Raw genomic sequence first — 21,213 nt, 5'->3', positions numbered from 1 at the left:
CGTCACCCCGGCGGCAGGACGCTCGTTGAGCGCACATGCGTGCACTCGCCTCGGGCGTCCTGTCCCTCTGCGTCGCCGCCGCCCTCGCGGCCCCGGCCGCCGGTGACCCGGCGCCGACCGACCCCGCGTACACGCAGCGCGACCTGCAGAACATCGCCGACGCCTACGGCCGGATCGACGGACCGGGCGGGCAGCTGCAGAACCCGGCGTACCTCCCCGCGCTCGTGGCGGCCTCGACCCAGCGCAGCGTCGACCAGCTGCTGACCCAGGTCGCCTCGCCCACGCGCCCGGCACTCACCGCCGGCAACGTCGTGCCCGGCTGGAACGTCGGCAACCCCCTGCGCGCCGGCTGGAACGGCACGCGTGGGCTGTCGCAGGCGGTCGCGTTCGAGAACCGGTACGGCGCGCAGCTGCGCGGCCACGTCTACAAGCCGCTCCCCGGCGCGGTCGACCCCTACACCGGCCGCCGACTGCGCGGGCCGTTCCCCGGCGTGGTCGTGACCGAGGGCTCGGTGCAGGGCTCGGAGGGCATGTACGAGTGGTTGGCCCAGGACCTCGCCGAGCGCGGCTACGTCGTGCTGACCTACGACGTGCAGGGGCAAGGCACCAGCGAGACGCTGCCGCACCAGCCCTCGCCCCTGGATCCCGTGGTCGGCGCAGGCACCCTGCCGTTCTGCAACCCGTTCGCCGCACCCGAGGACGGCGAGATGCTCGGCTGCCCGGGCGTGCCCTTCCAGCAGCTGTCGAACTTCCTCGTCGGCACCGAGGACGCGCTCGACTTCTTCACCTCGCGCGCCAACCCCTACCGGGGCAGCCTCGACCTCTCCCCCGACCCGCACCCGGCGACGCCGGGACGCACCACGCGGATCGCGATCATCGGCCACTCGATGGGCGCGGCGGCGGTCTCGAAGGTGCAGGGCACCGACCGGCGCGTGGCCGCCGTCGTCGCGCTCGACAAGCTCACCGGACCGAGCTCGACCGGACCGCTCGACGGCAGCGGCAACCGGCCGGTGGTCCCGGCCCTGGCCGTGCAGTCGGAGTACGGGTTCACGGTGTCGCCGTGGTTCCTCAGCGGCGGCAGCTCGCTGACCCCCTCACCGAGCCCGGAGGGTCCCGACCCGATGCGCGAGCGCGAGAGCGGCTACGACGCGTGGCGCGCCGCCGGCGTGGACGCGATGCTCGTCGTACCCCGTGCCTCCACGCACCTCGACTACACCGACATCCCCCTGGTGCTGCCGGCCAGCCGGTACGGGCAGGACCTCACCAGCGTCTACGTGCAGCGGTGGCTGGACCGCTACCTCAAGCACCGTGCCAACACCAGGGCGCTGCTGGCCGACTCGTTCCGCTACCTGGAGCCGACGGGCAACGGGATGTGGTCGCCGGTGCGGCTGGAGCGCGAGGACCTGTTGAGCTTCTACTACTGCTCGGCGTACGGCCTCCACACGCCGGGCGGGGTGGTGACCGAGGGCGACATCGCGGACGTCGGCTGCTGATCTTCCGCCGATTCCGGGTGCTCGCGCCCGGCGGGTGCGCCACGATGCCCGGGTGACCGGCACCGCTCCGGCTCCGCGCTCGGCCCTGGCCGAGCCGACCGACAACCCGCCCGGCCGCTGGGTCGCGGCGATCACCCTGACCAGCATCGGGCTGTGGGCGGGCTTCTTCGGTCCGATCCAGGTGCTGCTCGCCCAGCAGGCCGAGGAGATCTCGGCCGACCACAAGAAGACGATCCTGGCGGTCGTGCTCGGGCTGGGCGCGTTCGTCTCCGTCGTCTGCAACCCGGTGTTCGGGGCGTTCTCCGACCGCACGACGCTACGCGTGGGACGCCGGCTCCCCTGGGTGATCGGCGGCGCGGTCGGCGGCGCGCTGTCGCTGCTGCTGCTCGCCGTCGCCGACAACGTCGTCGTGATGGCACTCGGGTGGTGCGGCGTGCAGGCCACGCTCAACGCGATGCTCGCCGCGGTCACCGCGACCGTGCCCGACCAGGTGCCGGTCGCCAGGCGCGGCCGGGTCGGCGGCATCCTCGCGGTGGCCCAGACCGTGGGCGTCGTGGCCGGCACCGGCATCGCCTCGGCGACCGGCAGCATCGCCGCGGGGTACGCCGTGACAGCGGCGGCGCTGGTCGTGCTGACCGTGCCGTACTGCTTCGACTCCCGCGACCTGGCCCTGGCGCCTGACGAGCGGCCCGCGCCGTTCGACTGGGGCGGCTTCGTGCGCGGGTTCTGGATCTCGCCACGGGAGCACCCGGACTTCGCCTGGGCGTGGATCACGCGGTTCCTGGTCAACCTCGGCAACGCGCTGAGCCTTCTCTACCTCCTCTACTACCTGCAGGACGTGATCGGCGTCGACAAGGACGAGGCCGACGACCGCGTCTTCGTGCTGACCGCGATCTACGCGGTCGTGATCATGGCGACCACGGTCGTCTTCGGCATCTGGAGCGACCGGTCCGGTCGGCGCAAGGTGTTCGTGACGTGGTCCGGCGTGGTCGGCGCCCTCGCCTCGCTGCTGCTCGCGGTCGGCCAGAGCTGGCCGGCCGCCGTCGCCGCGGCCGTGCTGCTGGGCGTGGGCTACGGGATCTACACCTCGGTCGACTTCGCCCTGATCACCCAGGTGCTCTCCGGCGCCGAGGACCGGGCCAAGGACCTCGGCGTCATCAACATCGCCAACGCCCTGCCCCAGGTCGTGGCGCCCTTCATCGCCGCCCTGATCCTGCTGGTCGTCGAGGCCGCGGGCGGCGTCACCGAGACCGGCGGCGACCGGTTCTCCGTGGGTTACTGCGTCCTCTACGCCGCCGCGTTCCTCGTCGCCATCCTCGGGTCGGTGCTCGTCCACCGGATCCGCTCGGTGCCGTAAGCACGTTGACCCGCCCGAAACTTCACGACGGGTCAACGTCGAATGTCGACAAGTGACGTTGACCCGCCCGAAAGTTCACGACGGGTCAACGAGATCAGCTGGTGGCGCGGGCCGCCTTGGCGATCGACATGGCCAGGCCGACGAGGTGGCCGAGGCGGGCGATCTCGGAGTCGAGGAACGCGGGGCCGCCGCGGCGGCCGATCACGATGATCTCGGACTTGTTGAGGCGCGCGCCGCAGTGGATGTTGTTCTCGTCGGTCGACTCGATGACCTCGGCGCGCTCGATCGGCTGCCAGGTCAGGTCGGTCGGCGCGGCCCCGGTGGCGTGGAGGATGCCGTCGGTCTTGCTGACCCGGGCGCCCCAGTCGGCACGGAAGACGACGGGGAGCCGGTCGACCAGCCGGTCGAGGGCGGTCTCGGGGTCCTCGGTGAGCTCCTCGACGGCCTCGAGGTCCAAGAACAGGTTGCCGCCCGCGGCGTACCGGCCGATCCACAGCACGCGCACGCCCTCGAGGGCGTTGACGGTCGAGACCACGGAGTCGGGCATCGACCCGGGCGCAACCTCGAGGAACACGTCGTCGACGGCCGAGCCACCGCGGCCCTTCTCGACGATCTCGATGGCCTCGATGTCGCCGCCGGCGTCACCGATCGCACTCGCGAGGCGTCCCAGGGAACCCGGGACGTCGGGCAGCTCCACGCGCAGCAGGTAAGGCATCAGCACTCCAATCCGACGTCGACCCTAGCCGCCTGAGGTTGCGGCAGCGTTTCGTCAGCGGCCCGCGAGACGCGCCGGGAGCCCGGTCGCGCGCTGTGCGCGGGTGGTGACGGCGGCGCGTACGGCGACCTCCGACCCCACCACGCGCACGTGATGCCGGGCGCGGGTGACCGCGGTGTAGAACAGCTCGCGGGTGAGCAACCGCGACCCCTCGTCGGGCAGCAGCACCGTCACCCGGTCGGCCTGGCTGCCCTGGCTCTTGTGGATGGTCATCGCGTGCATGGTCTCGACGGCCTCGAGCCGACCGGGGGCGAACTCCTTGAGCCGCTCCGAGCCGGCGATGAACACCCGGCGCCGCTGGTCCTGGCGGACCACCACCCCGCTCTCGCCGTTGTAGACGTCGAGGGCGTAGTCGTTGCTGGTCACCAGCAGCGGGCGGCCGACGTACCACTCCCCGTAGACCTCGACGTCCGGGTCCTCGGCGAGCCAGCGCTCGACGAGGTGGTTCCAGCGCCGTACGCCGTAGGGTCCCTCACGGTGCGCGCAGAGCAGCCGGTAGCGGTCGAGCTCGGCGAGCGCCGCGTCCGGGTCCTCGTCACGGGCGGCCGCCCAGACCGCCCGGGCCGCGGCGAGCGAGTCGGGACGCAGGGCCGCCTCGATCTCGGCCTCGTCCGACGTCTCGAGCCAGGAGACCTGGTCGGAGGGCATGCGCAGCGCCTGCACCACCTCGTCGGGATCGCCCGTCCGCAGCGCAGCGGCGAGCGACTTGATGTCCTCCTCGGACCGGAAGTTGGTGGTGAGCTGGGCGACCGGCGAGTCGGGCCTCCCGTCGTAGCCGACGACCAGGTCGCTGAGCACCGCGCCAGCGCCGACCGACGTGAGCTGCTGGGGGTCGCCGACGAGCACCAGCCGGGCGTCGGGCCGCAGCGCCTCCAGCAGCCGCCCCATCATCGTCAGGTCGACCATCGAGGACTCGTCGACGACGACCACGTCGTACTTGAGCCGGTTGGCACGGTCGTGACGGAAGCGGGTCGCGTTGTCCGGGCGCCAGCCCAGCAGCCGGTGCAGGGTGAGCCCGTCGACGCGGCCGACCAGCCCCGGCGCCTCCGGCCAGCTCGACGCGACCGCGGCGAGCTCGGCCGCGACGGCCTCCTGCAGACGGGTCGCGGCCTTGCCGGTGGGCGCCGCGAGAGCGATCGACAGCCCACCCACGGCCTGGTCGGCGAGCAGCGCGAGCAGCCGCGCGACCGTGGTCGTCTTGCCGGTGCCGGGCCCTCCGGTGAGGATCGTCGTACGCCGACGCACGGCCGCGACGACCGCCTCGCGCTGCTCGGGGCTGAAGTGCCCTCCACCGAGCCGCGCCAGCGCCGCCTCGAGCCGCTGCTCGTCGACGACCGGCGGCGCGAGCGCGAGCCGGGCGGCCAGGTCGTCGTGGACCTGGCGCTCGAGCCGGTGGTAGCGGTCGAGGTATAGCAGCCCGTGCTCATGACGCACCACGCCGGCGTGCACGAGGGGCGAGTCGGCCACCGGCCACTCCTCGGGCCAGGGCAGCTCGGGCGCGATGGCGGCGACACCCGCGAGGTCGAGGCACACGGAGCCGCGGCGCACGGCGCGCACCGTGAGCGCCACCGCGAGGAGCACCCGCTCGTCGGTCTCACCGCCGAGGGCGCCGATCCGCCTGGCGACGTGCACGTCGCTCGCCGTCAGCAGCCCGGCGGCGTTGAAGGTCGCGAGCAGGCCGGTGGCGCCGGTGGCGATCCGCCAGTCGTGCTCGTCGACGGGCTCGAACAGCTCGCTCATGCGCTCCCTCCGTCCAGGAGGTCGGAGAGCTCCTCGACCAGCGCGACCGGCGGCCGCCACGCGAAGACGCCGCACGGCGAGCCGTCGACGAGCGGGGTGTCGGGGCCGCACATGCCGCGCAGGTAGAGGTAGAGGACGCCGCCGAGGTGGCGCTCCGGGTCGTAGCCGGGCTGGCGCCAGCGCAGGAACCGGTGCAGGACCGCGGCGTACAGCAGCGCCTGCAGGGGATAGTCGGAGTGGCCCATCGCGGCGTCGAGCGCGGCAGGCGCGTAGCTGTGGGCGGTCAACGGCTCGTCGGCCGGTCCGAGCCAGTTGGTCTTGTAGTCGACGACGAGGTAGCGCGGACCGCCCTCGGCGCGCAGCCGCAGGACCACGTCGACCGAGCCGGTGAGGTAGCCGCGCAGGGTCTGCTGGCCGAGCGGGCCGTCGAGGTGGGCGACGTAGGCCCGCACCGGGTCACCGAGCGGCAGGTGCCGCTCGAGGAGCGGAGCCAGGTCCGCAAGGAGCCCGTCGCCGAGCGGCAGCTCGAACTCCATCTCGCGCAGCCGGTCGCCGAGGCCGACCCGGCGCAGCGTGGTGCCGTCGGCCAGCGGCCCGAGCGGCGAGTCGCAGACCGCGACGAGCGCGTCGGCGAGCTCCTCGCGGTCGAGGGCCACCGGCCACCACCCGAGCTGCTCGTCGATGTGACCGAGCAGCTCCTCACGCAGGTCGGGCGCGTCGGGGTCGGCGTGCTCGAGCACCGCGTGGACCAGCGAGCCGAAGGTGGCCCCCACCGGCAGCCCCGCCATGGGCGACGGGACGTCATCGGCGATCGCTGGCGGGGCGGGCACGGACTCGGGGGCGAGGGACTCGTCCTCCTTGGCCCTGACCTCGGGCTCGCTCGCGACCGCCCCCACGGCGCCGCTGGACGCCGCGACCTCGACCTTGCTCAGCGAGGAGTACGACGCCCGACGCCACTCGGTGTCGACGCTCCGGCTGAACGACCGCGCCGCGAGGTCGGGCACCGTCGGCAGCGGCGGGTCGGCGCCGGGGTCGGCGTGGATCGCGGCCTCGGGGGCCGGCCCCCCGCGGTCGCGCCACCGCGAGAACAGCGGGATCACGGCGTCGTCGTCCGGCACGGGCGGCGTCTCGGGCACGTCCGAGGAGGCCTCCTCGGGGTCGCGCATCAGCATCCGGTGCAGCGGCGAGGCGACGGCGTTCTTGGTCGGCGCCCACCAGGCGACCACCTGGGACTTCGCCCGCGTGGTCGCGACGTAGAGCAGGCGCAACCACTCGCCGGCCTCCTCGTCGGCCCAGCGCCGGCAGTGGTCGGTCCAGCTGCCGCCCGAGCGCGACCCACCGACGTCGAGGCAGCGGGTGCCCTGGTCGTCGTGGAACAGCGGGCGCGTCGGCTTGGGGACGAACCGGTCGGCGAGCGCGGGGACGTAGACGACGGGGTACTCCAGGCCTTTGCTGGCGTGGATCGTCACCAGCTGGACGGCCGCGGCGTCGGAGTCGAGCCGGCGGGTGCGCTCGACGCCCCGTCCGGCGCGGCCCTCGGCGACCTGCTCGCGCAGCCACGTCAGCAGCGACGGCAGCCCGTGCCGCTCGGTCAGGGTCACCTCGTGCAACGCCTCGCCGATGTGGCGCAGGTCGGTCAGCCGGCGATCTCCCCCGACCTCGGCCAGCACCCGCTCGGGCAGGCCGGCCACGTTGGCCGCCTCGAGCACCGCGGCGAGGCCCCGGGTGGCGAACAGCTCGACCCATCCCCGGAGCCGGTCGGCGACCGCGTCGGTCAGCTCGTCCCCGCCGGCGTCGAGCTCGGCCGCGGTGTGGCCGACGAAGCAGGTCAGTGCCGCGGACCGCACCCGCGTGCTGCGGTGGGGCTGCTCAAGCGCCTCCAGCAGCGTGAGCCACTCGACCGCCGCCGGGGTCGCGAACACGCTGCCGCCCCCGGCGATCACGGCCGGCACTCCCACGTCGAGCAGCGCCTCGCGCACGGCGGCCAGGTCGGCGTGGCGGTAGCTGATCACCGCGATGTCGCGGGGCCGGACCGGCTCACCGCACCACGTCGCCCCGGACGCGAGGAGCCGGCGTACGTCGAGCGCCAGGTCGCGCGCGACATGGGGGCGCACCTGGCCGACCGCGAGCGTGCTGCTGCCGCGGCGTCCGAACGTGTCGCGCCGCACGACGCGCAGGCGGAACGGGTGCGGAACCGGCGCTCCCTGGAGGCGGGAGGTGGGGTGGTGTGCGGTCACGTCGTGCACGACGATGCGGTCGTCGCCCAGCGCGGCGCCGGCGAGCAGGGCCTGTAGCGAGTCGAGCAGCGGGGCGTCGCTGCGGCGGTTGACCGCGAGCGTCTGACGCGTCTGTGCCGTCGCGGCGGCGCGGAGGTAGGTGGTGACGTCGCCGCCCCGGAACGCGTAGATCGCCTGCTTGGGGTCGCCGATCAGCACCATCGTGGCGTGCCCGGTGAATGCCCGGTCGAGCACGTCCCACTGCACGGGGTCGGTGTCCTGGAACTCGTCGACGAGCACGATCTGCCAGCGCGCCCGCATCCGCTGGGCCGCGGCGCTGTCGGGCTCGTCGAGCGCGTCGGCGAGCTGGGAGAGCAGGTCGTCGTAGGAGAGGATGCCGAGCCGACGCTTGCGCCGGTCGAGCTCCTCACGGACGGTGCGCGCGAACGCGACCTTGCGGCCGGCGGTCGTCGAGCGGTCCTCGTCGGCGGGCTCGAGCCGGGCCTGCGGGTCACCGATCGCCGCCCGGGCGATCGCCAGGGCCTCGTCGTGGGTGAACGCCGGCTCCGCGTCGGCGAACGCCCGCAGGTAGAGGTCGTCGACGGTCTCCTTGACGAGGTCGTCGAGGTCCTCGACCAGGCGAGCGCGCGCGTCGCTGTCGCCGGCCACGCCGAGTGAGTCGAGCACCATCGAGCAGAACTGGTGGGTGGTCGCGATCGTCGCGGCGTCGAAGCCGGCGAGCGCCTCGGTGACCCGTCGATGGCCGCGCCGCCGGTCCTCGGGACCCCACGAGCGCAGCAGCGTGACGAGGTCGGAGTCACCGACCCCACCCGCAGCGGGGTCGTCGCTCAGCACCCGCTCGGCCTCGACGAGCTGGGCACGCACCCGCTCGCGCAGCTCCTGGCTGGCCGCGCGCCCGAACGTGACGACGAGCAGCTGCTCGAGCCGGGCGACCCCCTCGGCGACGTAGCGCGTGACGAGCGCACCGATCGTCCAGGTCTTGCCGGTGCCGGCGCTGGCCTCGAGCAGCACGGTGCCCGTGGGCAGCGGGTCGGCGATGGAGAACGGGGTCATGGCGTTCATGCGGGGTCCCCGCGGAATCGTGGGCTGGAGGAGCGGAGCGGGGGAAGTCCGCGATTGCGTGGGGTGCTCACAGCGGACCCACCCGCTCGGCGCCGCTGAGCAACGGCTCCCAGATCGCCCACGCAACCTCGCCGAGCCCGGCGTCGCGCAGGACTTCGACCGGGGCGCCGGCCCCGTAGACCCGCTGGTGGTAGGGGTCGGCGTCCTCGCCGGTGATCCCGAAGGCGTTGTGCGGGTCGGTCTCCCACTCGCGGCGGGCGGCCTCGATGGGTGGGTGGTCCTGGCCCATCAGCTCGCGCGCGTAGGCCTCCGCCCACGCGAGCCCGGTCTTGACCGGCACCGGCAGCGGCGCGCAGAGACCGCGGTCGCGCAGCTCCACGAGCCCGCGCAGCCACTCCACCGACCGGTGGTCGAGCGGCCCGCTGAGCGCCCGCTTGGGGCCGGCGCGATCCTTGCCGATCGCGTGCGCGGTCCAGTGCTGGTCGGGGCAGGTCGCCGAGAGCGCCAGCAGGTCGACCCAGGCGAGCAGCCGCTGGCGAGCATTGAGCCGGGAGTAGCCGAGGCTCACCACGCGGCTGCCGTAGACACCCGGCACGGTGCCGGTGAGCCGGCGTCCGTCGCCGAGGTCGACCTCGACGTCGACCGAGCGCCGCTCGCCCTCGCGCACCTCGTCGGTGCGTGACCAGAGCCGCTGGCACTCCTCGGCGACCTCGTGGAGCGTGCGCGTGCCGAGACCGCCCGGCGGCAGGGTGCCGGCGAGCTGCTCGGCGGTCATCACCGCGACCGGGTCCTGACCGGCGAGCAGCTCGCGCAGCAGCCGGTCGCCGATCTGCCACTTCTCGAGGCTGTCGAGCGAGACCGGGATCGCGTCGGCCAGGTCGTCGGGCTCGAACGGCGCGGCCACGTCGAGCCGGCCGCGCAGGAACGCCCGCACCGGGTGGGCCAGGAAGTCGCGCAGGTCCTGCAGCGAGACGTCCTCGCGGGGCCTCGGTGGCAGCGGACCGTCGAGCAACGGGGGCGGGTCGCGGCGTACGCCCGCGGCCGATCGCGCCCCGGCGAGCGCGGCGGTGTCGAAGCTGAACGGGCGCTCGCGGACGAAGTTGCGCGCGTCGTAGGGCTGGAGCGGGTGACGGGTGAGGATCCGGTCGCGGACCGGCTCGGCGGTGGTGCGGTCGGCGGCGTCGAGGATCTCACCGAGGGGTACGGCGGGCGGGCGGGCGGCACCGGACTGCTCGTCGGCACCGGAGTAGGTGATGACGAGGTGCTCGGTCGCGGCGAGGACCGCGTCGAGGAGCAGCTGTCGGTCCTCGCTGCGCACGTCACGCTCGCCGGTGCGGGGGTGTCGCGCCAGCACGTCGTCGCCGTCGACGGCGCCCGCGCGCGGGAACACCCCGTCGTCGAGCCCGACCAGGCACACGACCCGATGGGGGACCGAGCGCATCGGCACCATCGTCGCGACGGTCAGGCTGCCGGTGCGGAAGTTGGCGCGCGTCGGCCGCCCGGCCAGCCGCGACTCGAGCATCGCGCGCACGTCGGAGAGCCGCAGCTCCAGGCCGCCCTCGTGGGAGGACGCCGCCGCCCGGGCCAGCTCGCGCTCGAACTGGGGCACCTGCCATGCATCGTCGGACGCCACGTCGACCAGCGAGCGCACGCCGTCGCGCAGGCCGGTCGTCCAGTCGGCGACCGTGGTGGCGCGGCCCAGCGCCGAGAGCGTGCGGTCGACGCGGTCGACGAGCTCGGCGAGCCGGCCTGCGAGGTCGATCTCGGAGCTGGCGACGTCGTCGAGAGGCAGGCCACGGCCGAGGTGATGGTGGTCGTCGCCGCTCATGGCGACGCCGAGGAGGATGCGGTCGAGGCCGGTGCGCCAGGTGTTGTGGGGGAAGCGCTCCATCCGGAACGCCGATCGCGACTCCTCGTCGAGGCCCCACCGGACCCCGGCCCGCGCGACCCAGCGGGACATCCGGTCGAGCTCGTCGTCGGTGAACGCGAAGCGGCGGCGCACCGGGTCGGACCCCGCCAGGTCGAGGACGTCCGAGGCGGTCACCCGGCCGCCCGCGAGGTCGAGCAGGTCGCTCGCCACGGCGAGCAGCGGGTTGGTGCTGGTGAGCGCCCGGTCGGCGAGCTTGACGCGCAGCCGGTGGGCGGGGTGCCCGTCGGTCGTCGCGAGCCCGAACCCCGCCGAGATCAGCGGCGCGAAGGTCTCGATGTCGGGGCACATGACCAGCACGTCGCGCGGCTCGAGGGTCGGGTCGTCCTCGAGCAGGCCGACGAGCACCTCGCGCAGCACGTCGACCTGGCGGGCCGGGCCGTGGCAGGCGTGCACCTGCAGGCTCCGGTCGGCCGGGTCGAGGTGGCGGGCCGCGCGCTCGCCGTAGGTCGGCGCGTGGTTGGCGCGCAGGTCGTGCTGGAGCCACCCGAGCAGGCGGTCGTCGCCGGCGGTCGAGACCGGCACCAGCGTCGAGGGGACGCCGTCGAGCAGGCGGCGCAGCTCGCGGGCGTCGCGGCCGAGCGAGGCGAGCAGCGGGTGGCCGACCCGCTCGACGGAGTCGTCGTCCTCGCGCGCGACGACCCCTCCGAGGCCGGTCAGGTCGTCCCACAGCGCCGGCGAGGGCTGCGGCAGGAACAGGTGGACGTCGCGGTGCTCGCCGAGGGCCGTGAGCAGCCCGACCTCGGTGGGCGGGATCCGGGTGTGGCCGAACAGCGAGAGGCGGTCGGGCAGCGGCAGGTCGCGGCCGCCCGCCTGCAGCGCCGCGCAGGTCTCGGCGTGCCGGACGTCGGGCGGCGGCGCGTCGACCTGGGCGATCAGCCGGCGCCACAGCTCGGGCTGCCACGCGAGGTCGGGTGGGAGCTCGTCGGCGTCGTGCCGTCCCTCGCGCCAGGCGGTCACCAGCGACGGTCGCTGGACGGCGTACGACGCGAACAGGTGCGCCAACCGCAGGGCGACCGAGTAGCGCCGGTTGCGGCGCAGCTCGCCGTCGGGCCCGTCCTGGCCGTGGCCGAGGTGGCGCGCCAACGTCGCGAACTCCCGCTCGTCGAGGCTCTCGTCGATCGTCGCGAGCAGCGGCCACACCAGCCGCTCGGGGTCCCACGGGTCGTCGCGCTCGCGCCCCAGCAGGAGCGACACCAGCGACCGCGGGTTGAGGAACCGCACGCCCGCGCACACCCCGTCGCCGCCGCGCGGGCCGGTGCCGAGCCGGTGGCTGAGCCGCTGGGTCAGCCAGCGCTCGACCCCCTTGGCCGGGACGACCACGACCTCCTGCGCGAACGGGTCGTCCAGCGGCGTGCTCAGCAGGTCACCGAGCGCGTCCGCGAGCACGTCGGTGCGCGCGGCTCGGTGGATCTGCAGGGTCACGACGCGACCCTAATCGGGACCAGGGACACCAGGGACACCGAGCGCCCGGGTCGATGCGGCACCAGCAGGTCGACCCGCCCGAAAGTTCCGGGCGGGTCGACGTCGTCAGGCGTCGCGCCGCCGCAGCACGACGTAGGCCGCGGCGAGCAGCACGGCCGTCTCGGCGGCGAAGACCGCGAACCCGGTCCAGGGGCCGAGCAGGTCGGGGTTGAACGGCACCGGCGTGGAGATCACCGAGCCGGCGTTGCCGGGCATCAGCTTGACCAGCCAGTCGCCGAACGCGCCGGGCACCAGGTTGACCATGTTGCCGAGGATCAGCATCAGCGCGAGGACGACCGAGATCGTGCCGGCGGTGTGCCGCAGCAGGAACCCGACGGCGACGGTGAACAGCCCGATGCCGGCGAGGTAGAGGCCCGAGCCGTACATGGAGCGCAGCACGCCGCCCTCGAGCGCCATCCCGATGCCCTCGCGGTCGAGGAAGTAGTTGCCGCCGGCGTACCCGGCCAGCGCGGTCACGGTGCCGACGACGAACAGCACGGTCACCAGCAGCAGCGACTTCGCCGCCAGCACCCGTCCGCGAGCCGGCACGGCCGCGAAGCTCGAGCGGATCATCCCGGTGCCGTACTCGGTGGTGACCACCAGGGCACCCAGGACCACGGCGGTGATCTGGGCGATCATCATCCCCCAGGTGACGAACGAGCCCGGCGACTCGTCGGCGTCCGCCGAGGCCAGCCAGTCCGCGTTGGCCCAGCACAGCAGCACGGTCAGCCCGGCGCCGAGCACGAACGTCGCGACCAGTGTCCACCAGGTCGACCGGACGGTCCGCAGCTTGAGCCACTCGGCCCGCAGCACGGCACCGAAGCCGGGCCCGCGCTCCGCCGAGCCCACGAGGAGGGTGCCGCCCTCGGTCATCGTCGCGGTCATCGCAGCGCTCCCCTCGAGGCATCGGCGGCGTGGTACTCCACGCTGTCGGCGGTCAGTGCCATGAACGCGTCCTCGAGCGAGGACCGCACGAGCGTCAGCTCGTGGAGCATCAGCCCGTGCCGGAAGGCGAGCTCGCCGACGGCCGCCGCGTCCAGCCCGACGACGCGCAGCTCGTCGTCGACCCGGGTGACGTCGAGCCCCCGGCCCGAGAGGAGGTTCTCGACGTCGGCGAGCGCCGGCGCCTTCACCCGCACGTACGACGCGGCGTGGTCGCTCATGAAGTCGCTCATCGAGCAGTCGGCGAGGATCGAGCCCCGGCCGATGACGAGCAGGTGGTCGGCCATCAGCGCCATCTCCGACATCAGGTGGCTGGAGATGAAGACCGTGCGGCCCTCGTCGGCGAGCTGCCGGGCGAACGTGCGGACCCAGCGGATGCCCTCGGGGTCCAGGCCGTTGACCGGCTCGTCGAGCACGACGACGGGCGGGTCACCGAGCATCGCCGCGGCGATGCCCAGTCGCTGGCCCATGCCCAGGGAGTAGCGCCCGGCCCGCTGGCCGGCGACCGACTCCAGGCCGACCAGCTCGAGCACCTCGCCCACCCGGGTCGTCGGGATGCCGTTGGACGCCGCCATCCACCTCAGGTGGTCGCGTGCCGACCTCCCGGGGTGGATGGCGTGCGCGTCGAGGAGGGCGCCGATCTCACGGAGGGGCGCCGGCGCGGCGGCGTACCGGTGTCCGTTGACGCTGACCGTCCCGGAGGTCGGAGCGTCGAGGCCGAGGATCATCCGCATGGTCGTGGACTTGCCGGCGCCGTTGGGGCCGAGGAACCCGGTCACCCGGCCGGGCTCGACCACGAAGTCGATGCCGTCGACCGCGACCCGGGTCTGCCCCTTGCCGGTGGCGAAGCGCTTGGTGAGTGCGTGGGCACGGATCATGGGCCCCAGCCTGCGACGGGGGTCCCGCCCCGCACATCGGGGACGGACCCCGATGCGACCCCGGGGTGACCCCGGGTTCCCCCGATCGGCTGCGGGGTCCGCCGGGGCTGCCTACGCTCCCGCCATGACGAACCGTCTCCTCCTCCCCGTCGGCGGGCTCGCCCTCGTGTGCTCCGGCTTCGGCGCCGGCATCGCGGTCTCCGCAACGGCGGCCGACGAGCCGGCGCCGGTGGTCGTGACCCGCGAGCCCCTCGCCGAGGTCACCGCGCCGCCCGGCGCACCGCACCGGACCCTCGGCCTGAGCAAGGTCGTCGTGATGCCGGGTGCGAAGCTTGCGTCCCACCACCATCCCGGCGCCCAGCTGGGGTACGTCGCGGAGGGCACGCTCACCTACACCGTGGAGTCCGGGCAGGCGAGGCTCATGAAGGGCCCCGGGGACGACCCGACCCTGGTGCGCACGATCGAACCGGGCGAGACGGCCAAGGTGCGACCGGGCCGCTGGCTGGTCGAGGAGCAGGACGCGGTCCACCATGCCCGCAACGCCGGCACCACGCCGATCGTGATCTACATCGCCACCCTGCTGCGTACGGGGGAGCCGGCCGCCATCTCGGACTGACGCGCGAACGGCCATACTCGGGACTGGTCGGCGGGAGGCCGACCGGAGGCTCGGCGGGAGGACAGGGTGAGCGACAGCGAGGCCACGCGCGCCGAGGAGGCGCGCGCCGGCTGGTCGGACTCGGCCGCCCGCGCGGTGCTCCAGCTCATGGTCGAGTCGGTCGCCGAGATGATCGGTTTCGAGGTGGCCACGCTCTCGGTGGTGCTCGACGGCAACCTGGTCACGATGGCCTACACCGGGCCCGACGAGTTCTCCGACTACCTCACCTCGACCGACCCGGTCTCCGTGCTCGACCCGGTCCTGGCCCACGCCGAGACGTGGGGTCGCTTCCGGTTCCTGGCCGCGGAGGACTACGACGCGTCCATGCTCGAGGGGCACTGGATGGTGGTGGCCGAGGAGCAGGGCGACACCCCCGACGCCTGGCACCCGATGGACGTGCTCGTCGGCCTGCTGACCGACGACGAGGGCCGGTTGATCGGCGCGATGTCGGTCGACCGCCCGGTCTCGGGGCGGCGGCCAGACGCGGCCCAGCGGCGGCTGCTGGAGCGCTACGCCGCGCAGGCCGAGCGGGCCGTGGTCACGGCGTTCGAGCGTGAGGCCCTGGTGCAGCAGGTCGCGCACGCCGAGGCGGCGCGGCGCCTGATCCGGTCGGCCTCGATGCCCGACCAGGCCTCGCTGGAGGCGGTGCTCGACCACACCCACCAGCCCCTCGTCGAGGGCTTCGGGGCCAGCGGCTCCTGGATCCAGCTCCTCGACGACAAGGGCGGCGGTCTCGGCAAGGCGCGCACCCGCGAGGGCGAGGTGGTCGAGCTGTCGGACCGGATGGTCGACCTGGCGCACCGCCTGGCGCCGCGGCTGTGGGAGGCCCAGCAGGTGCTGGTGATCGCCGAGGGCATCGAGCCGTCGCTCCCGGCCGCCGAGCCGCTGCTCGAGGAGTCCTTGCGCCAGCTGACCGAGCTCGGCCTGGACTCCGCGCTCGCCGTACCCCTCGGCGCCGGCAGCGAGTGCCTCGGGTTCCTGGTGCTGTCGCGACGCGCCCAGGACCCGCCGTGGTCAGCGGTCGAGACCGGCTCGGCGCTGCAGATCGGCTACGACCTCGGCGCCGCGCTGATGACGGTGCGGGCCCTCGAGCGCGAGCGCGCGCTGGTGCACGAGCTCCAGCAGCTCGACGACTACCGCAGCCAGCTCATCGCGACGCTCTCCCACGAGCTCCGCACGCCGCTCACGGTGATCTCGGGCAACCTCGAGCTCCTGGGCGACCTCGAGCTCGACCCCGCGGCGCAGCCCTACCAGGCGGCGATGACCCGCGGCACGGTCCGGATGAAGAAGGTCGTCGACGACCTGCTGCTCCTCGCGCGGGTCAGCGATCCCCAGCACCCACTGGCGCGGGTGCCGGTCGACCTGTGCGCCATCGCGAGCAGCGTCGTGGGGCTGGTCGGCTCGACCGCCGAGGGCAAGGGCCTGACCCTGGAGGCTCGGCTCGACCCCGCCGGGCTCGTGGTGCAGGGCGACCCCGCGGAGCTCGACCGCCTCGTCGGGAACCTCGTGAGCAACGCCGTGAAGTACACCCCCGCCGGGGGCACCGTCACGGTGACGATCGAGCGCCGCGGCCGCACCGCGATCCTGCGCGTCGCCGACGACGGGCTCGGCATCTCCGAGGAGGACCAGGTCGGCCTGTTCCGGCCCTTCTTCCGCACCACCAACCCCGATGCGCTGCGCGAGCCCGGCACCGGGCTGGGGCTGGCGATCGTCGCCACGATCGTCGACCGCCACGACGGCGAGGTCGCGGTGCACTCCCGGCTGGGTGGCGGCACGACGTTCACCGTGGCGCTGCCGACCGATTGACCGGCCGACACCGACCCCCGGATGACGCGGCCACGGAATTGACACAAGATTTTCCGTGACAAATAGGTCCTCCTGCCGTCTACTGGCTTCATGGAGAGCGAGATGGGGGGCTCGTCGACCGCCGGAATCGACGAGTGGACGACACGACACACGCCCGTGGTGCACCACCTGGTCGCCGAGACGCTGCGGCGGGTTCCGGACTCGGTCACGCGGGACGAGCTCACGGCCGCCGCACTGGCCGCCCTCACCGTGGCGCGCCGCGCGTACGCGCCAGCGGTCCATGGTGACGTCCACCGGTACGCCGAGCAGCGGATCCGGGCCGCGCTGGTCGACCTGCTGCGCTCGATCGACTGGCAGGCGCGCGCCCGGCGGCCGAGGCCGGCACCCGATCGGGGCCGGGCCGAGGCCGCCCACGCCGCCCTCGCCGCGCTGCCCGATCTGCAGCGCTCCGTGATCGAGGGCTACTTCCTGGACCAGCGAGCGCTTCCGGAGCTGGCGGCCGACCTGCAGCTCGACGAGCACGAGGTCGTCCGCCTGCGCACCGCTGCGCTGCGAGCCCTGCGCCGCACCCTCGCGCCGACGCTCGCCTCGATCGGCCAGGACCACGCAGCCGTCGTGCGGCAGTCCCAGGAGCCGCTCGGCGAGGGTCGTGCGGTCGCGGTCGCCCTGCCCATCGGCTGATCGCCGCCGGCCCCCACTCGCACGACACGCTGTACACCGATCCGTGCGTCGCAGGGCCGCCTCACCGTCGGGGTCGTCCGCGGAGGGACGAGCCGGGTGACGCTTCCGGCCTTCTCCTCGCGAAACCCTCACCACGGAGGTCGTCGTGAACTCAAATGGAGCGCATGGAGAGAGCACCGGGGGGTTGCTCGGCCTCGAGGACTGCCGAGCTGATGCAGCGGCATGCGCCCGTGCTCCATGACCTGGTCGAGGAGACGCTGCGACGGGTCCCGGCCTCGGTGGCCGCCGAGGATCTCCACGCGCCCGGCCGGGTGGCGCTCGCCGAGGCGGCGCGGTCCTGGGCGCCTGACGAGGACGTCGCCTTCGCCGACTTCGCTCGCGCCCGCATCCGCGTCGCGCTGGTCGAGGCGCTTCGCTCGATCGACTGGTCCGCCCGCGGACGCCGGCCGCGCTCCTCCACCCCGCCCGCGCTCGTCGGGGCCGCCCGTGCCGCGGTCGCCGCCCTCCCCGGCGATCACCGCGAGGTCATCGAGGGCTACTTCCTGCACGCGCGATCGCTGCCGGACCTCGGCGACGACCTCGAGCTCGACCTGCCCGAGGTCGTGGCGCTGCGCAACGACGCACTGCGTTCGCTGCGTCGCACCCTCGCGCCCGTGCTCGCTCCCACCACACCGTCGCACCAACCGGACGATCGGGCGGTGGGTCAGTCGTCGTCGGGCAGCTCGGGCACCGGCTCTCCACGCACCTGGAACCTGCGGTAGCTGTAGACGATCAGACCGATCGCGATCAGGCCCGAAGCGACCTGGGTGACCCCCGTCGCCGCGCCGCCCGGCAGCCACCAGCGCTCGGCGAGCGGCCACCACCCGGGCTGCTCCGGGCTCCAGACCCACAGCACGCCACAGGCGATCAGTCCGACCGCGACCAGGCTCGAGAACGTGATCCGGCGCCAGCTCTCGACACTCTCGGCGGCGCCTCTCAGGGCCCGCACCTTGACCGGCTCGAGCCTGCGCTCGGCCCACTCGTACTCCTGGGAGAGGATCACCAGGCCCGCGAAGATCATCAGCAGGCCCGGCCCCGGCAGCACGAGCGCCGCGATCCCGGCCACCACCAGGACCCAGCCGAGGACCTCCAGCGCGACCCGGCGCACGACCGCCTTCATGCCCAGAACTCTGTCAGACCTGCCCAACGCTCGCCCGCGGGACCGACGATCACTACCGTTTCGCCCGTGAACCCGCTGTCCCGCGCGCTCGACCGCGTCCTCAACCGGGGGGTCCATGCCGCGTGGCGGTGGCTGGACCGCGCCGGCGAGATCGTCCCCGGCACCCGCGCGGCCGCCGAGTTCGGCTCCTTCGGCGCCGGGAGCTGCATCGACTTCCCGCCCGCGACGCTGCTCAACCCGCGCGCGATCCACATCGGGTCAGGGGTGCTCGTCGGACGCCACGCGACCCTCTCGGTGGGGTACGGCGCCGACGACCCGCACCTGCCCGAGCGCGCGCTGGTGATCGGCGACCGCACCGTCCTCGGCGCCCGGGTGAGCATCACCGCCCACACCTCGATCACGATCGGCGAGGCCGTCTTCTTCGGCCAGAGCGTGTTCGTCACCGACGCCAGCCACGGCTACCAGGACCCCACCCGGCCGATCGGGGAGCAGTTCGGCCAGCACCAGCCGGTCTCGATCGGGTCCGGGTCGTGGATCGGCCACGGGGCGGTCATCCTGCCAGGCACCGCGATCGGCCAGAACGTCGTGGTCGCCGCGGGCGCGATCGTCCGGGGCGAGGTCGAGGACTTCGCCGTCGTCGCCGGCAACCCGGCCCGGGTCGTGCGTCGCCTGGAGCCCGAGGTCGGCTGGGTCGACTCCCGCGGCGGCGTACGCCCCGTGATGGAGGGCCTGTTCGGCTCGGGCTGACCGCCGGCGGCGATGCTCCATGACGTTCGCGGGGTCCGCAGACCGGATCGCCCCCTCGACCGTCTGGGGCTATCGGCTCGGGGGCACCGGCTCAGGCGACCAGGCTCAGGTCCTCGCGGCTGACGTCCGGGTCGAGGCCCTCGGTGGGGACGGCGACGGGGCCGGCGACGGGGCCGGCGACGGGCACGGGGACCAGCCGGGCGTGCACGTGGGCCGGGATCGAGATCCGGAGCAGGATCGCGAGAGACCCGATCGTGGCGACGGCGGCGTAGATCAGGTTCGCGTCGATGTCCGCGAGGATGCCGTACGCGCCGGCGAGCAGCGCATCGAGGATCAGCATCGCCCAGGCCGACGCCGCGATCGCGGAGACGTCGTGGCTGCGCCACGCGGTCACCGCCGCGGGCGTCACCAGCAGGGCGACCGAGCAGCCGAGGACGACCGTCGCCGGCGCGGTCCCGATCCACGGCGTGGACAACCCGGCGAGGACCAGGGTGACCAGCCAGACGACCGGCAGCCACATCCGGTCACGCGAGCCGCCGCGCAGCCAGGCGAGCACCGCCGCGCCCACGGTCGCCGGGATGGAGACGGCGGCCGGCAGCGCCACCCAGATCTCACGCTCGTGGATGCCGAAGACCGTCCACGCGACGCCACTGATCGTGGAGTTGGCGAGCGCGGCGATGCTCACCCCGGCGGCGCTGGTCATCTGGCGCAGCTTGCTGAACTGCGGGACCGAGTAGCCGACGGCGAGCAGGGTGCCGGCGAGACCGACGAGGGTGGTGAGGGAGAGGGTCACTGGCGTTCCGTGCTTCTCGCGCTGGCGCGCGAACGTGCAGCGCGACCGCTGGCACCAGGGGTGCGGCGGTCGCGCTGCGAGGTGGGTCTATGGGGTGGTGCAGCAGAAAGATTACCCGTTCAAGAAGGTCGATCCGGACAATATTTCGGCTTCACGGCTCACAGACCGGGTGATCTTTGGCACACCAGGGGCCGAAGCGTCAGATGTCGGTGACCCGGACGCCGGCGTGGGCCTTGTAGCGGCGGTTGACGCTGATCAGGTTCGCGGTGAGCGCCTCGACCTGGTGGGCGTTGCGCAGCCGCCCGCCGTACACCCCGCGGACTCCGGGGATCGTGTCGCACAGGTCCTGGACCAGGTCGGTGGCCTCGCGGACGTCGCCGAGCACCAGCACGTCGGTGTCGACCGAGGTGACCTCGGGGTCCTCGAGCTTGACCGCGCTGACGTTGTGGAACGCTCCGACGACCGTGCTGTCGGGCAGCAGCGCCTGCGCCTGCTGGGCCGCCGAGCCCTCCTCGACGACGAGCGCGTAGGCGCCCTGCTTGTCGAAGCCGAGAGGGTTGACGCAGTCGACGACGACCTTGCCGGCCAGCTCGCCGGCGAGTCCGGCGACCAGCTCGCCGTGGCCGTCCCACGGTACGGCGACCACGACGATGTCACCGCTGGTCGCAGCACCCGCGTTGTCGGCGCCGGTCACGGCGCCGCCGGTCGCGGCGGCGAGCTCCTCGGCGGTGGCGGCGGCCCGCTCGGCACTGCGGCTGCCGATCACGACCGGCAGTCCGGCCGCCGCGAACCGGCGCGCGAGCCCGCGGCCCTGGGGTCCGGTGCCGCCGAGCACGGCGACGGTCTTGTCAACGAGGGAGGGCGGCAGGTTGCTCATGGTCTGCACTCTCTCAGGACCGGACGCCGCGCAGCGACCTGCTCAGGAAGTGGAACCCCCGACCCCGTGCACGACGAGGTCCGCGAGCGCCCGGTAGGCCTCGGCGTCCGCCAGCCCCGAGCCGGCCGCGATCCGGCCACCCTGGATCGCGGTCATCACCTGCGCCACCGCGGTGCCGACGAAACCGGCGTGGACCGGTCGCAGCGCGCCGGCGACCACGCCGGCGCTCACCAGGTCGTGGACCCGCTCGGCGGCCAACCGGGTGTTGGCCTCGTAGATCTCCGCGGCCGGGGCGTAGGCCTGGAGGTCGGCGTAGAACCGCTCGGACGCGGGCGCGAGCTCGGCCGCGACCGCGGTCAGGTAGACCGAGAGCCGCGCGCCCGGGTCCGGCTCGGCGTCGACCTGGGCCTCGATGCGCTCGGCCGCCCGGCGGAAGAAGCCGCGGACCGCGGCGAGCACGACCTGCTCCTTGGTCTCGGCGACCCGGTAGATCGTCGAGCGCGAGCAGCGCAGCCGCGCCGCCAGGTCCCCGATCCCGAACTCCAGGAACCCCTCGGCGAGGAACAGCTCGATCAGCTCGTCGAGCAGCTGATGGCGCGGTGGCGGCACGACGTGACGCT

The 21,213-nt window shown here is 73.8% G+C and carries 17 protein-coding genes; 7 read left to right on the top strand and 10 right to left on the bottom strand.

The genetic code is table 11. The features are described from left to right. The first annotated feature begins 35 nt into the window (after nucleotides 1-35). Together Q0L15_RS01145 and Q0L15_RS01140 are read left to right on the top strand one after the other, a co-directional pair. Nucleotides 36-1,493, top strand: coding sequence for an alpha/beta hydrolase (locus Q0L15_RS01145; protein ID WP_296601653.1), 1,458 nt, complete (start codon nucleotides 36-38; stop codon nucleotides 1,491-1,493). A 52-nt stretch (nucleotides 1,494-1,545) separates the two neighbouring features. Further along, a complete protein-coding gene (locus tag Q0L15_RS01140; RefSeq protein ID WP_296601652.1) occupies nucleotides 1,546-2,850 on the top strand; it encodes an MFS transporter in 1,305 nt (434 codons plus the stop codon). A 94-nt stretch (nucleotides 2,851-2,944) separates the two neighbouring features. On the opposite strand, the gene Q0L15_RS01135 is transcribed toward Q0L15_RS01140, so the two are convergent. The 6 genes from Q0L15_RS01135 to Q0L15_RS01110 all read right to left on the bottom strand — a co-directional run bounded on the left by Q0L15_RS01135 (nucleotide 2,945) and on the right by Q0L15_RS01110 (nucleotide 13,875). After that, entirely contained in the window at nucleotides 2,945-3,565 is a 621-nt protein-coding gene (locus tag Q0L15_RS01135; protein WP_296601651.1) for an ACT domain-containing protein, read from the bottom strand. A gap of 54 nt (nucleotides 3,566-3,619) precedes the next feature. Next, nucleotides 3,620-5,365 (bottom strand): exodeoxyribonuclease V subunit alpha, encoded by a 1,746-nt coding sequence (gene recD / locus Q0L15_RS01130; protein ID WP_296601650.1) that lies wholly within the window; start codon nucleotides 5,363-5,365, stop codon nucleotides 3,620-3,622. Continuing rightward, nucleotides 5,362-8,655 carry a UvrD-helicase domain-containing protein gene (locus tag Q0L15_RS01125; RefSeq protein ID WP_296601649.1) on the bottom strand — a complete coding sequence of 1,098 codons (3,294 nt, stop codon included), beginning with the start codon at nucleotides 8,653-8,655 and terminating at the stop codon, nucleotides 5,362-5,364. Before Q0L15_RS01125 ends, recD begins: the two co-directional genes overlap by 4 nt. 76 nt (nucleotides 8,656-8,731) lie before the next feature. Beyond that, nucleotides 8,732-12,016, bottom strand: coding sequence for an exodeoxyribonuclease V subunit gamma (gene recC / locus Q0L15_RS01120; RefSeq protein ID WP_296601648.1), 3,285 nt, complete (start codon nucleotides 12,014-12,016; stop codon nucleotides 8,732-8,734). Nucleotides 12,017-12,121: 105 nt separating this feature from the next. Next, nucleotides 12,122-12,940, bottom strand: a complete 819-nt coding sequence (locus Q0L15_RS01115) for an ABC transporter permease (protein WP_296601647.1) — start codon at nucleotides 12,938-12,940, stop codon at nucleotides 12,122-12,124. Then, nucleotides 12,937-13,875, bottom strand: a complete 939-nt coding sequence (locus Q0L15_RS01110; RefSeq protein ID WP_296601645.1) for an ATP-binding cassette domain-containing protein — start codon at nucleotides 13,873-13,875, stop codon at nucleotides 12,937-12,939. Before Q0L15_RS01110 ends, Q0L15_RS01115 begins: the two co-directional genes overlap by 4 nt. A 124-nt stretch (nucleotides 13,876-13,999) precedes the next feature. On the opposite strand from Q0L15_RS01110, the gene Q0L15_RS01105 reads away from it, so the two are divergent. The 4 genes from Q0L15_RS01105 to Q0L15_RS01090 all read left to right on the top strand — a co-directional run bounded on the left by Q0L15_RS01105 (nucleotide 14,000) and on the right by Q0L15_RS01090 (nucleotide 17,778). Next, entirely contained in the window at nucleotides 14,000-14,491 is a 492-nt protein-coding gene (locus Q0L15_RS01105) for a cupin domain-containing protein (protein ID WP_296601644.1), read from the top strand. A 66-nt stretch (nucleotides 14,492-14,557) separates the two neighbouring features. Further along, nucleotides 14,558-16,336: an ATP-binding protein gene (locus Q0L15_RS01100; RefSeq protein ID WP_296601642.1), complete on the top strand. Its 1,779-nt coding sequence runs from the start codon at nucleotides 14,558-14,560 to the stop codon at nucleotides 16,334-16,336. 90 nt (nucleotides 16,337-16,426) lie between these two features. After that, nucleotides 16,427-17,017, top strand: coding sequence for a hypothetical protein (locus tag Q0L15_RS01095; RefSeq protein WP_296601641.1), 591 nt, complete (start codon nucleotides 16,427-16,429; stop codon nucleotides 17,015-17,017). 212 nt (nucleotides 17,018-17,229) lie between these two features. After that, a complete protein-coding gene (locus tag Q0L15_RS01090; protein WP_296601639.1) occupies nucleotides 17,230-17,778 on the top strand; it encodes a hypothetical protein in 549 nt (182 codons plus the stop codon). Here Q0L15_RS01090 and Q0L15_RS01085 read toward each other — a convergent pair. Next, the gene (locus tag Q0L15_RS01085; RefSeq protein WP_296601638.1) at nucleotides 17,721-18,176 is read right to left on the bottom strand and encodes a PGPGW domain-containing protein; all 456 of its coding nucleotides are present in this window, start codon (nucleotides 18,174-18,176) and stop codon (nucleotides 17,721-17,723) included. The genes Q0L15_RS01090 and Q0L15_RS01085 overlap by 58 nt on opposite strands. Nucleotides 18,177-18,242: 66 nt before the next feature. Here Q0L15_RS01085 and Q0L15_RS01080 point away from each other — a divergent pair, with 66 nt between their 5' ends. Beyond that, a complete protein-coding gene (locus Q0L15_RS01080; protein ID WP_296601636.1) occupies nucleotides 18,243-18,923 on the top strand; it encodes an acyltransferase in 681 nt (226 codons plus the stop codon). Nucleotides 18,924-19,014: 91 nt separating this feature from the next. Here the strand turns inward: Q0L15_RS01080 and Q0L15_RS01075 are convergent, their stop codons facing one another. From Q0L15_RS01075 to Q0L15_RS01065, 3 genes are all read right to left on the bottom strand, one after another. Next, nucleotides 19,015-19,716 (bottom strand): hypothetical protein, encoded by a 702-nt coding sequence (locus Q0L15_RS01075; RefSeq protein WP_296601635.1) that lies wholly within the window; start codon nucleotides 19,714-19,716, stop codon nucleotides 19,015-19,017. A gap of 199 nt (nucleotides 19,717-19,915) precedes the next feature. Beyond that, nucleotides 19,916-20,593 (bottom strand): NADPH-dependent F420 reductase, encoded by a 678-nt coding sequence (gene npdG, locus Q0L15_RS01070; protein WP_296601634.1) that lies wholly within the window; start codon nucleotides 20,591-20,593, stop codon nucleotides 19,916-19,918. A gap of 42 nt (nucleotides 20,594-20,635) precedes the next feature. After that, nucleotides 20,636-21,202, bottom strand: a complete 567-nt coding sequence (locus tag Q0L15_RS01065) for a TetR/AcrR family transcriptional regulator (RefSeq protein WP_296601633.1) — start codon at nucleotides 21,200-21,202, stop codon at nucleotides 20,636-20,638. Between the last annotated feature and the right edge of the window lie 11 nt (nucleotides 21,203-21,213).

It is taken from the genome of Nocardioides sp. (assembly GCF_024509035.1).
GTDB lineage: Bacteria > Actinomycetota > Actinomycetes > Propionibacteriales > Nocardioidaceae > Nocardioides.
This window is presented reverse-complemented; position numbering and strand designations above follow the sequence as displayed.

Excerpts from the sequence above, each read along its gene's own strand:
- Q0L15_RS01145 (WP_296601653.1), top strand. The coding sequence starts at position 36 with ATGCGTGCACTCGCCTCGGGCGTCCTGTCCCTCTGCGTCGCCGCCGCC.
- Q0L15_RS01135 (WP_296601651.1), bottom strand. The coding sequence starts at position 3,565 with ATGCCTTACCTGCTGCGCGTGGAGCTGCCCGACGTCCCGGGTTCCCTG.
- recD (WP_296601650.1), bottom strand. The coding sequence starts at position 5,365 with ATGAGCGAGCTGTTCGAGCCCGTCGACGAGCACGACTGGCGGATCGCC.
- Q0L15_RS01125 (WP_296601649.1), bottom strand. The coding sequence starts at position 8,655 with ATGACCCCGTTCTCCATCGCCGACCCGCTGCCCACGGGCACCGTGCTG.
- Q0L15_RS01115 (WP_296601647.1), bottom strand. The coding sequence starts at position 12,940 with ATGACCGCGACGATGACCGAGGGCGGCACCCTCCTCGTGGGCTCGGCG.
- Q0L15_RS01110 (WP_296601645.1), bottom strand. The coding sequence starts at position 13,875 with ATGATCCGTGCCCACGCACTCACCAAGCGCTTCGCCACCGGCAAGGGG.
- Q0L15_RS01105 (WP_296601644.1), top strand. The coding sequence starts at position 14,000 with ATGACGAACCGTCTCCTCCTCCCCGTCGGCGGGCTCGCCCTCGTGTGC.
- Q0L15_RS01095 (WP_296601641.1), top strand. The coding sequence starts at position 16,427 with ATGGAGAGCGAGATGGGGGGCTCGTCGACCGCCGGAATCGACGAGTGG.
- Q0L15_RS01090 (WP_296601639.1), top strand. The coding sequence starts at position 17,230 with ATGCAGCGGCATGCGCCCGTGCTCCATGACCTGGTCGAGGAGACGCTG.
- Q0L15_RS01085 (WP_296601638.1), bottom strand. The coding sequence starts at position 18,176 with ATGAAGGCGGTCGTGCGCCGGGTCGCGCTGGAGGTCCTCGGCTGGGTC.
- npdG (WP_296601634.1), bottom strand. The coding sequence starts at position 20,593 with ATGAGCAACCTGCCGCCCTCCCTCGTTGACAAGACCGTCGCCGTGCTC.